Here is an 11,334-nt window from a genome sequence, read left to right on the forward strand (position 1 = left end):
TAGTTCTACTGTGTCAATAAATATATGGCATGATCACGGCATCTTCTAGCAACCTGCGAGGAGGTGGGTCATGGGCATCGGTCTGGAAGGCCGCTTTGAGCGGTATGGCGAAGCGATGGTCATCGCCATGGGGCACGCGGATCGGGTGGCGCCCACGCGCTGGTATCTGCAGGGTTTGATGCTGCCTGGCGGCCGCAAGAGCGTGGAGCCGATGGCGGCACGGGTGCGGCCGCAAGATGTACGGGCGACCCACCAGTCGATGCATCACCTGGTGTCGACGTCGGCATGGAACGACGATGCCTTGCTGGCCGCCGTAGCCGAACAGGTGCTGCCCGTGCTGACGCACGGCGGAACCACACCGTGCTTCTGGATCATTGATGACACCGGCTTTCCGAAGAAGGGTAGGCACTCGGTGGGCGTAGCCCGGCAGTACTGCGGGCAGACCGGCAAGACCGACAACTGTCGGGTGGCGGTGAGCTTGTCGCTGGCGACGGACTCCAACAGCCTGCCGTTGGCGTATCAGCTATACCTGCCGGCCGAATGGACCGACGACCCGCAGCGATGTGCCGCTGTTGGGGTGCCCGCATCAGTCGGCTTTCTGACCAAGAACCAGATTGCGGTGGCGCAGATCCGCGCCGCCGTCGCGGCGGGCGTGCCGCGAGGCGTCGTGTTGGGCGATGCCGCCTACGGCGATGACAGCACGCTTCGCGATGCGCTGAGCACGCAAGACCTGATCTACGCGCTGGGCGTCAGGCCGCTCACGGCGGTGTGGTGGGGCAAGCATCAACCAGCCACGCCACCACCGCCTGCGACGGGTGGTGGACGCCCCCGCGTGCGGGTATGCCGCGATGCGGCGCACCGGCCGATCAGTGTGCGTGCGCTGGCGCAGGCGTTGCCGGCGCGGGCGTACCGCACCATTACCTGGCGGCAGGGCTCCGCCGAACCCTTGTCCGGCCGCTTCGCCCGCGTACGCGTGGTCGCCGCCCACGACGACCGCGATCGCGCGCCCGAATGGCTGGTCATCGAATGGCCTGGCGGCGACGCCGAACCGCTACGCTACTGGTTGTCGACGTTGCCGAAAGCGACGACCTTCAAGGCCCTTGTCGGCACCATCAAGGGCCGTTGGCGCATCGAGCGGGACTACCTGGAACTCAAGCAAGAACTCGGCTTGGGTCACTACGAGGGGCGCAACTGGCGCGGCTTTCATCATCACGCCAGCCTGTGTATCGCGGCCTACGGCTTCCTGACGTTGGAGCGCTTGCGTGGCAGTAAAAAAAACCGTGCACGATTCAAGGCGCCTGCCGTACCCGAAGGCTTCCGCCCGCGTGGGGCTGGGGCCGATGCAGCGCCATCAACCGCTCTCGATCGCGACCGTACACTTTCGTCTCGCCCGCCTGATCGCACGACAGTTGGCGCGATGTCCTTGCTGCGGCATGGCGCATCCGAGCATCAAACGTCTTTAGTGACACAGTAGAACTAGATACATCGCCGTAATCGCACCAAGCAGTGCGGCCAAACCTGTTAACACCCCGGGAAGGGTAGTCCACCAGCTCTGATCCTTAGATCGTTTGTTTGCCATGAGTAGCCCCAGAGAATAAAGGAGTCACCATTTCGCCGCTGAAGTGAAAGGGCACACGTGCCCCTCCACGGCGCTGGCGAAGAGTATGTACCCGTCTTCCCGCTGACCACCAGCTGTCGTGTTCGATGCGGTGCCAAGATCGCACCAGTGAATCGCCTCGGGTTCCGTGGAGGCTGTTTGGTTTAAGTCCAACTAACCGGGTCAGAGCCCCTTACAAGCACGGTTCGTGGCGGCTGACGTGGTGAGGGGTGGAGGCTGATGGGCAGGACGTGATCGGCTTGGCAGGCTGGAGTAGTGCCGAGGGAGACTCCGGATGCCGCGCCAACCCAGACCTGATCTTGCCGATGTTCCGCAGCATGTGGTTCAGCGGGGCAATGATCGTCAGCCATGCTTTTACGTGACTGACGACTACCGACGTTATCTTGCCGGATTGCGCGAATCAGCCATCCGCTATGGCTGTTCGGTACATGCGTACGTGCTGATGACCAACCACGTGCACTTGCTGGTGACACCGTCATCGGCTGGCGCGGTGTCGCGGATGATGCAGTGGCTGGGTCGCCAGTATGTGGGCTACATCAACGGACGGTATCGGCGTACCGGCACGTTGTGGGAAGGCCGTTACAAGTCTTGCCTGGTCGATACCGAGCGCTACCTGCTCACCTGCTATCGCTATATCGAACTGAACCCTGTGCGGGCAGCCATGGTGGCCGATCCGGCCGATTATGCGTGGTCAAGCTACCGTGCCAACGCGCAGGCGTTGCCGGACAAAGTGGTAGTGCCGCACGTCGAATATCTGCGTCTTGGTACCGATGTGTCGGAACGCTGCGTTGCCTACCGGCAACTGTTCAAGGAAGTATTGGACGATGATCGCCTGGCCCAGATTCGTGCGTACGTGCAGCAGCAGCGCGCGCTTGGCACGCCGCGATTCCAGCGCGAGATCGAGGCGATGATCGGCCGTTGTGCCAGCGTCCGTGCCGCCCACCGCCCGCGACGGAACAAAGATGCTTTCGGAACGGGCTCTGACCCGCTTTGATTCGCCTTGATTTACTGATCCGACGTTCCCGGGGGGCGAAATCGTGCAAGCTGTCGATCATCCATTCGATCTGGTGCTGTCCTATCCGCAATGGCAAGGCTCAGGACGCCCGGAACACCTGCGTCGGGGCGCGCAGGCCGCGGCCGATGTCTGCCGCAACTACGGGCCACTCGAGCGTGTCCCGGAGGCTGGCGGGGGCGAGGCCAGCGGCGGTGTCCGGCGCTGGACAGCGATCGCCGAGCAATTCCGTTCGGCCCAGGCGATCCTTGATGCGAGGCAGCCCAGGCGCATCCTGACCGCCGGCGGGGATTGCGCCTGCGATATTGCGGTCATCGACTACCTTCGTCGACGATATCCGGACCTGACCGTGATCTGGGTGGACGCGCATCTCGACGCGAACACGGTGAACACGACGCCCAGCGGCAATTTCCACGGCATGCCGGTGGCCGCGATCCTGGGTTCCGCTCCAGTCGAGCTGCAGGCGTTGCTTTCGACACCGCTGTCACCGACACAATTCCGTTATTTCTCGGCACATGTTGGCGATGAGGGCGATTGGGCGTTCCAGCGAGCTCGTGACCTGAGGTGGCTGGAACCCGGGCAACGCATCGCCGAACAGGTCGGTTCGGGGCCCATCCACATTCATTTCGATCTGGACGCGCTCGATCCTGCTGAATTCCCGCACGTTGCCTATCCCGATGGCAAGCTGCCGTTCGACGCCGGGCTTGCCTTGGTGCGCAGCGTTGCCGCCGATCTGGTCGGTCTGACGATCACCGAGTTTGCACCTTCGGACGAACGCGCTGCGCGGCACGGCAGTGGCTTCGTCGAACGGCTATGCAAGGCCGCCGCAACAAGGCAGTGATCGGGTTCACTTGTAGCTGTTCGGATACCTAAGGTCAGAGGGAATAAAGGGGGCGTGGCTAGTTAAACCCTACCCTTGGCGCTGGCCGGCCTTGGTCGCCCGCGTGGGCGGCAGGAAGCCGGCCGGGTCAGTGGACTGCCCTTAAGCAAGTGTCATTCGGTTCTGACCTGCCTTGGTTGGCGGCGCGCTCACGCGGGCACCGCCAGGGCAGGCCCGCGCAGCGAACTCACTCGGTTGCCGCCGGCTTGATCAGCGTACCGGCGTGCTTTTCCTGCAAAAAGGTGTCAGGGACAATTTCTGACAGCAGCCGGGCTGGTGGGATGAGGGTCTGGCGCGGCTCGCACTGATCGTAGCGGGGCGGGCGCTGAGTGATCCTGTCCGGCATGGCGCGACTTCCACGCTTCGAACTCGCCGGCGTTCCGCAGCACGTGGTGCAGCGGGGCAACAATCGTCTGCCATGTTTTCTGGACGATGAGGATCGCCAGCTTTATCTGCAGTGCCTGCGGCAGGCGCTGTTGCGGTTCGGCTGCAGGCTGCATGCCTATGTGCTGATGAATAACCACGTGCACTTGCTGCTGACGCCTGACGAGGCGGGTGGGATGTCGCGGCTGATGCACACTTTTGCGCGCAACTACGTCGGCTCGTTCAATGGTCGGCACGGGCGTACGGGGACGCTGTGGGAAGGGCGCTTCAAGGCGTGCCTGGTGGACTCGGGGCGCTACTTTCTGGCCTGCAGTCGCTACATCGAGCTCAATCCGGTTCGCGCGTGGATGGTGGCCCAGCCGAACGAGTACTCGTGGTCGAGCTATCGTTCAAATTGTCCCTGATACCTTTTGCCGGCATCGCTTACCAGCGATAGCCAAGGTTGACGTGCACGTAGCGACCACTAAAGCCGAACGGCGAGCCTTCCGGGTACGGCAGCAGACCGTAGAAATCGTTGGTCGGGCTGCTGTGCTGCGGGTAGACATTGAACAGGTTGTTCGCACCCAACGTCGCCGTCCAGTTGCCCACGCGGTAGCTGGCGGAGAGATCGGTGAGCGTGCGCGCGGCGTAGGTCTGATCGCCCGGCAGCACCGGTACCACAAAGGTGAACGCACCGTAGCGGGTCAGCTGCGCGTGCAGCGTCCACTTATCACGACGCCAGTTCGCGCCGACAAACGCTTTATTGTGCGGGCTACCCTCGGTGATGATGCCCGCCTCCTCGCGCCCGATCACCGGCAACTCAAGCCCGGCGAGGCCGAGTTGCGGCGGGTTGGCGCGAATGTGGCGAATCGTCGTCTGGTTGTGGCTGTAGCCGCCCGTGAACTTGAGATCGTTCGCGCCAAAGGTGAGCGGCCACGTGCCGACGAGATCCACGCCGCGCGTACGCGTATTGACCGCATTGGTGAAGAAGCGACCACCGCTGACGAACGGGATGCCCACCGAGGTGAGGTAATCCTCAACCACCGGACCGGTCAGATCTTCGCTGAGGATGATGCGGTCACTGATATCCACCTGGTAGAAATCCAGCGTGGCGTAAGGGCCGAACCCCGGCGTCAGCACCAGCCCGGCGCTGTAATCGCGCGAGCGCTCAGGCTTGAGCGGCTGGGCGCCCAACGCGATGGCGGCCGGATCAGCAACCGGGAAAGTACGCACCGTGGTCAAGCTCTGGTGACCCGAGCCGGCGTTGATGATGTCGATGGCGGTATCGGAGTAGTACTCCTGCTGCAGCGACGGTGCACGGAAGCCGGTCGACGCGGAGGCGCGCAGCGCGACCACCGGTGTGATCGTGTAGCGACCCGAAAGCTTCCACGACGTGGTGTTGCCGAAGTCGCTGTAATGCTCCTGCCGTGCGGCAAGCCCAGCCGAGAACTTGTCGGTGAAATCGGTTTCCAGATCGACGTAAGCGGCTTGGTTGTGACGGCTGTGCGAGCCGGCATCGGTGGGTTGATAGCCGGGAAACACCTGCGCGCCAGCACCGGCATAGGAGGCCGAATCACCGGGTTTGATCGCGAAAGTCTCCTCGCGCGTGATCAAGCCCCACGCCACGCCGAGTGCGTGTTGCCACGGCATGTCGAAATCGCGGTTGAAGTCCGCACTGAGCTGGTTCTGCCGCAGCGTCAGTGTGCCGATGTAGAACGCGGTGGGCGAGTCGGCACCAAGCGAATAGTTGAAGGTATTCGAGGTGTCGAGTTTCCAGTGGTTGCCACCGGTCGCCGCGCCCACGTCGTAATGCCAGCCGGCCACTTCACCGCGCACACCGAGTTGCGAGGTGTCATCGCGGATCGCGCTGTTCCCCACCGGCAAAAAGCCGTTCGGGTAAACCGCTGCGGCCGCGGGGCTCGCACCCTCGTACATGGGCAGCCAGCGAAAGAAACCCGGCGAACTCACATCGCGCTTGTTGAACAGGCTCGCCACATACAGCGTCGCGTGCTCACCGAGCGGATATTCGCCGTTGATGGCGGCCTGCCTGGCGATCTTCTCGGGCATGCCGTAGTGGAAGGTGACGCGGCCGTAACTGGAATCGCCGGGAAACAGGCGATCGACAGCGGCATGATTGGTCGGGTCCTGGTTCTGGTAGTTGGCCGCAACGCGCAGCCAGCCGTCGCCAACGCGGAAGCCGGCGTCAGCGCCCGCCGTCGACGTACCGCCCTGCCTGCCCGCCCACATGCCTCGCCCCACGTCGACCGAGCCGTGCCCGGGCCCCTGCTTCAGGATGATGTTGATGACGCCGGCAATCGCGTCCGAACCGTACTGCGCGGCGGCGCCATCGCGCAGCACCTCGATCCGTTCGATGGCATTGAGCGGAATCGCCGACAGATCAACCGGCGACGACCCACGCCCCATCACTTCAACGTTGTTGAGCGTGGCCGTGGGATGTTGCCGCTTGCCGTTGATCAACACCAGGGTCTGATCCGGCGACAGCCCGCGCAATTGCGCCGGCAGGTTGGCATCGGTGGCGTCCGACAAAGTGGCCTGCGGGAAATTGAACGACGGCAGCAACACGTTCAACGCGCTGGGCAGATCCGTGGCGCCGGTCGCCGTGATATCGGCCGTCGTCAACACATCGACGGGGGCGAGCGAGTCGGCCATGGTGCGGTCGAGCGTACGCGTACCGGTGACCACCACCGTCTGCAGGTTGGTAGCTGGTGGTACGGCGCCGGTGTCCTGCGCGCACGCGACCGAGCTGGCACCGAGCGCACCAGCGACGGCGAGCGCCAGAGTACTGATTCGAAGAAACATGAGCGAATTTCCTTGTTGACCACGCGCGCTGACCGGGCATCGTTGCCCGGCCATCGTCTGCGCAAAACCGCGGCATAGTAACGCTCAGCCATCCAAACGCACATGATGCAAGTCAGCACGCATCCCGCGCTGCCCCCCGCAAACCCGTACGAGAAGCTAACCGGGTGAAGCTAACCGGGTCAGAGCCCCTTACCAAGAAGGTTTGGCCGGGCCGACGTGGGGACGAGGGAAGCCTGATAGGCGGGGCGGCGATGGGTTGCCAGGCTGACGTGGTGTTTGCCACGGAGAAGCCGGATGCCCCGCCAACCCAGGCCAGGTCTTGCGGACGTGCCGCAGCATGTCGTACAGCGAGGGAACGATCGACAGCCGTGTTTCTACGTGGAGGACGACTATCGTCGTTACCTCGCCGGGTTGCGGGAATCCGCCATCCGTTACGGCTGTGTGGTGCACGCGTATGTGTTGATGACCAATCACGTGCATGTGCTGGTGACACCCTCATCGGCTGGTGCGGTGTCGCGGATGATGCAGTGGCTCGGTCGGCAATACGTGGGTTACATCAACGGGCGGTATCGACGAACCGGCACGTTGTGCGTTGTGGGAAGGCCGCTGCAAGTCTTGTCTGGTCGATACCGAGCGCTACCTGCTTAGCTGTTATCGCTATATCGAGTTGAACCCGGTCCGTGCCGCCATGGTGGCTGACCCGGGGAACCATGCGTGGTCGAGCTATCACGCTAATGCGCAATTGCTGCCAGACGCGGTGGTGGTCCCACACGCGGAATACCTGCGTTTTGGCGCTGATGCGGCGGAACGTTGCGTCGCCTATCGAGCATTATTCAAGGATGCATTGAGCGCGGATCGTCTGGCCGAGATTCGTGCCTATGTCTATGTCCAACAGCAACGCATGCTTGGTTTGCCGCGATTCCAGCGCGGGATAGAGGCGATGATGGGCCGTTGCGCCAGCGTCCGCCCTGCGCACCGCCCGAGACGCAGCAGTGAATCTGATGGAACGGGCTCTGACCCGCTTTAGTTCCGGCGGGCAGGGGCGATCTGTCGGATTGGGGGGAGTTGATGGAGGCGGTGGAGGCGTTCTGCCCGGTGTGGTCGGCGAGGGAGCGGCAGCTGGTGCAAGAATACAAGCTCAAGCTTTGAAGGGCACCGGAACGGGATTTAACTTCCTCCGTCCCGGTCCCGGTCTCGCCGCAGGGATGTTCAAATTGTCCCTGACACCTTTTGCCAAGGAACGCCGGCCGGTGATTTTCAACGGAACATACAACAGCGGTTGTCACCGGCAACCTGCCAGAACGCCGTGTTGCAGGTCCTCACCTCGGGTTACTTAGCCCTTGCGGGTGCCGGATTGGCAATGCGGCCCCAGGTGGATTTGTTGCCCCAGATGTTCTGGCGCAGGCCTTCCAGCTGCAGGATCTGCGAGTGGTCGACAAACAGGTTGACCTCGTTGCCGTAGTTCTTGATGTACCACTCGAACACCAACGGGTCGGCCGACTCGAACATGACGTGCTCCAGGCCCACGCCGTTGATGATCGAAGCCGCCGCCGCGGTATTCCATGTCACCACGTTCTCGGTGATGCCTTCGGACTCGATCATGATGATGTCGGCGCCGGCATCCAGCGCGCTCTTGGCGCGATTGATCAGATCGCCCACATCCTTCTTGCCTTCGGCCGCCAACTCGGTCTCGGTGGAATCGCCGCCGGAGCCGAACTGGATGCCCAATTCCGGTTTGGCCTTGAGCCCGGCCTTCTTGACCTGCTCGATCAGGCGCAGCAGGCCGGAGGTGGGGATGGTGATGAAGCCGGTGGAAATTTCGATCACATCGAAGCCGACTTCCTTGGCTTCTTTCAGGTATTTGTCCACGGCATCCGGGCCGTAGCGCAATACCGTTTCGATCCAGCCGCCCGAGGAAATGTAGGCGTTGTGCTTGTGTGCCAGATCACTGAAGGCACGTACCTGTTCGCGCGGCAGCAGGGCGAACGAGCCGCCGGCCCATTTGACGCCATCGACCCACTGGCCGGCGACGTCCAGCACGTCTTCCAGATGCCGCGTGCCATAGGTGGCGTAATACGGACCACGGATTTCGGTCAGACCGAACGAGCGGGGTTTGTCGGGGCGATACGCGCGCGGGACGAAGTCGAAACTGGTGGTAGCCATGGTATTTCTCCTTTCGTTGCAGGGGGTAGTGCAGGGATCAGGCGGCAGCCGAGATGTGGCGCTGCGACGGAACCTTTGCCAGTAATGCGGTCAAGTCGCGCACGCTGTGGGTATCCAGCCCATGCACGGTGCGCGCGATCTTGTCGGCCAGTTCAGCGCCCGCAAAAGCCGTCACCAACCGATCGAATTTTTCACAGGCACTGGCCCAATCCAGCGGCTGCGAAGTGAACCCCTTGTAGGCCGCCGCGGTGGCAGAGAATATTTTCCCGTCGTTCAATTCCACTTCCACCTTGCTGGGCATTTCCTTCGGGAAGCGGGCGGAAAATGCGGCGTCCGGTGTCACCGTGGTTTTTTGCAGCAGCGCCTGCACGTCTGCGCCGACGATGCGTTCGGCAGCGTACTGGGCCGGTTGTACCTCGCCATCCAGCAACGCCACGGCCACCATGTACGGCAGCGAGTGATCCGCCTCTTCCTTGCTGCGAATATGCCATTTGTCGCCTTCCTCGCCACCGCCGATGATGTCGTAGGCGACCTGGAACGTGGTGATGTGCACCGCCCGAATTGCATCAGCGCGAAAACCGGGCCGAGCGGTGATCTCGATGGCTGCATCGATCGACGACTGCGAATGGATCTCCGCGTTGTGCTTCTTGATGATGGTGCGCAGGACGCTTTCCAGATCTTCGCGCGACCAGTCGATATCAAACGGGCCGGTGATGGTTTCCTTCAACCCCTTGTTGCCTTCAAACACCTGCTCGGGGCCGCTGATGCCCACGCTGGCCAGCAGCGCCGCGTGCGTACCTTCCTTGCCGACTTGCGGGTAGGCCAGGCCTTTCCAGTTCGACAGATTGCCGGTGCGGGTGACGCGCAGGGCGTTGTTGGCGGTGCCGGAAATGGCGATCGCGTTGGCCGTCTTGGCCACGTCGAGTTTCATTACCTTGGCGACCGCGGCAGCTACGGCGTATGCGCCTTGCACGGTGTGATCAAAACCTTTGGCTCGTACCGGCGCCACATCGGACAGCCGCGTATGCACCTGGTACGCCACTGCCACCGCGGTGAGCAAATCCTTGCCGCTGGCGTTGACGCTTTCGCCCGCCGCCAACACCGCACCGATGTTGTCCGATGGATGGCAGGTCTCGCCCGGGGCGAGGTAACTGTCCATGAAATCGAGATAGCGGCTGAGACCGATGTTGTAGAACGCCGCCCGGTCGGGCGCCGAGCTGCCACCGCCAATCAACGTGGAAGCGCTGTTGCCGCCGAGTGATTCGGTGAGCTTGCGGATCGCCCGCAGAGGTGGCGCATCGAGTGCGCCGATGGCAACGCCGAGCGTGTCGAGGATGCGGATCTTGATTTGTTCCACTGCCTGCGCACTGATTTGTACGTACTGGGCACCGTGGACAAAGGCCGCCAATTGCTGGACTTCAGTCATGGTCAGAGACTCTCCCTGGTCAAGAGGCGTATCGACACGCAAGCGCAATTTCATACACGCGAAAGGGCACAGCTCGTCCGGGTGCCGATACGAATGATTCGCGTTACATGATGATGGACTGATCGCAGACGGGTCGTGGTGATCTGCATCAATCCCCAGTAAAAAGGCTTTGACGTAACCGTCCAGGCAGCAGCTGGAACAGCGACGAAAGGCGGCGGGTTGCCCCTTATCGTGTGGTTCTGCTGGGCGGGAAACCGGGACGGAGGAAGTTAAATGCCTTTGGGTTTGTCTTGGTCTCGCCCCGGCCGCCCAGGTCGCCGCACATTCACCGGACGCCCCAAGGTTCTTTCCGCCATGGCCTGAAAGCGTTTGCTTCCAAAGGCGCGTTCCTGCTGCAGGTGCTGGCGAATGGCGATCAGCTCGTCGTCGCTGACGCCTTGTTTGAGCCATGTCCGATAGGCTTCGGCGCGCACCTGTGGCGTAGTCCCCATCTCGATGAAACAGGCGTGGGGTGTCACCAATGAGTCTTCGCAAAGTGCCAGGTTGGCGTGCACGCTGGACCAGTGGTGATGTTCGGGCCTCTCGACCATCGCGGCACGAACCGGGTTGAGCTCGATATACCGATAGGCGGCGAGCAGGTAGCGGTCCGAGTCGACCAGACTGGATTTGAAGCGCCCTTCCCACAGCGTTCCGGTGCGCCCATGGCGACGGTTGAAAGCGGTGACATAGGCCTGACCCAGTTGGCGCATGCCCAGCGATACCTGGCCGGACTCGTCGGAACTGACGAGCAGGTGCACGTGATTGCCCATCAAAACGTAGGCGTGAATGCGCAGACCGTGGCTCGCGGCGCTCTCGCCCAGCAGACGGAGATAGTGGCGCCGGTCTTCGTCATCCAGAAAGATGGCGCATCGATTGACCCCACGTTGGGTGATGTGGAGCGGTACCCCGGGAATTTCCAGGCGAGCTTGGCGAGGCATGTGAGGGACCGTGGATTGGTACCCCAGTGTCTGCGTGCACAGCAGCGGATGGCATCGGCAAGACCAGATGGTGTG

The 11,334-nt window shown here is 62.5% G+C and carries 11 protein-coding genes; 6 read left to right on the forward strand and 5 right to left on the reverse strand.

The window, feature by feature from the left end; all coding sequences use genetic code 11:
• Positions 1-115: 115 nt before the first annotated feature.
• From RHOOR92_RS0111045 to RHOOR92_RS0111055, 3 genes are all read left to right on the forward strand, one after another.
• On the forward strand, positions 116-1,474 hold the full coding sequence (locus tag RHOOR92_RS0111045) for an IS701 family transposase (RefSeq protein WP_155950204.1): 1,359 nt from the start codon (positions 116-118) through the stop codon (positions 1,472-1,474).
• Between the two features lie 418 nt (positions 1,475-1,892).
• Positions 1,893-2,612, forward strand: a complete 720-nt coding sequence (locus RHOOR92_RS18700) for a transposase (protein ID WP_037115325.1) — start codon at positions 1,893-1,895, stop codon at positions 2,610-2,612.
• A 43-nt stretch (positions 2,613-2,655) separates the two neighbouring features.
• Entirely contained in the window at positions 2,656-3,471 is an 816-nt protein-coding gene (locus tag RHOOR92_RS0111055) for an arginase family protein (RefSeq protein ID WP_027484657.1), read from the forward strand.
• Positions 3,472-3,697: 226 nt separating this feature from the next.
• Here RHOOR92_RS0111055 and RHOOR92_RS19625 read toward each other — a convergent pair whose 3' ends face one another.
• A complete protein-coding gene (locus RHOOR92_RS19625) occupies positions 3,698-3,856 on the reverse strand; it encodes a hypothetical protein (protein WP_155950226.1) in 159 nt (52 codons plus the stop codon).
• On the opposite strand from RHOOR92_RS19625, the gene RHOOR92_RS18705 reads away from it, so the two are divergent.
• Positions 3,855-4,298: a transposase gene (locus RHOOR92_RS18705; protein ID WP_231378371.1), complete on the forward strand. Its 444-nt coding sequence runs from the start codon at positions 3,855-3,857 to the stop codon at positions 4,296-4,298. The genes RHOOR92_RS19625 and RHOOR92_RS18705 overlap by 2 nt on opposite strands.
• A 19-nt stretch (positions 4,299-4,317) precedes the next feature.
• Here RHOOR92_RS18705 and RHOOR92_RS0111065 read toward each other — a convergent pair whose 3' ends face one another.
• Positions 4,318-6,693, reverse strand: coding sequence for a TonB-dependent receptor (locus RHOOR92_RS0111065; protein ID WP_027490241.1), 2,376 nt, complete (start codon positions 6,691-6,693; stop codon positions 4,318-4,320).
• 294 nt (positions 6,694-6,987) lie between these two features.
• On the opposite strand from RHOOR92_RS0111065, the gene RHOOR92_RS20090 reads away from it, so the two are divergent.
• Positions 6,988-7,341 (forward strand): transposase, encoded by a 354-nt coding sequence (locus tag RHOOR92_RS20090; protein WP_338053098.1) that lies wholly within the window; start codon positions 6,988-6,990, stop codon positions 7,339-7,341.
• Complete coding sequence (locus RHOOR92_RS20095) at positions 7,286-7,720, forward strand: hypothetical protein (RefSeq protein ID WP_338053097.1); 435 nt, start codon at positions 7,286-7,288, stop codon at positions 7,718-7,720. Before RHOOR92_RS20090 ends, RHOOR92_RS20095 begins: the two co-directional genes overlap by 56 nt.
• A gap of 302 nt (positions 7,721-8,022) precedes the next feature.
• Here RHOOR92_RS20095 and RHOOR92_RS0111075 read toward each other — a convergent pair whose 3' ends face one another.
• The 3 genes from RHOOR92_RS0111075 to RHOOR92_RS0111085 form a co-directional block, all read right to left on the reverse strand.
• The gene (locus RHOOR92_RS0111075) at positions 8,023-8,856 is read right to left on the reverse strand and encodes a phosphosulfolactate synthase (RefSeq protein WP_027490242.1); all 834 of its coding nucleotides are present in this window, start codon (positions 8,854-8,856) and stop codon (positions 8,023-8,025) included.
• Between the two features lie 37 nt (positions 8,857-8,893).
• Positions 8,894-10,282 carry an MmgE/PrpD family protein gene (locus tag RHOOR92_RS0111080; protein WP_027490243.1) on the reverse strand — a complete coding sequence of 463 codons (1,389 nt, stop codon included), beginning with the start codon at positions 10,280-10,282 and terminating at the stop codon, positions 8,894-8,896.
• A gap of 269 nt (positions 10,283-10,551) precedes the next feature.
• Positions 10,552-11,259, reverse strand: coding sequence for a transposase (locus tag RHOOR92_RS0111085; protein WP_015448168.1), 708 nt, complete (start codon positions 11,257-11,259; stop codon positions 10,552-10,554).
• Between the last annotated feature and the right edge of the window lie 75 nt (positions 11,260-11,334).

The sequence above is a fragment of the Rhodanobacter sp. OR92 genome, from assembly GCF_000427545.1.
Lineage (GTDB): Bacteria > Pseudomonadota > Gammaproteobacteria > Xanthomonadales > Rhodanobacteraceae > Rhodanobacter > Rhodanobacter denitrificans.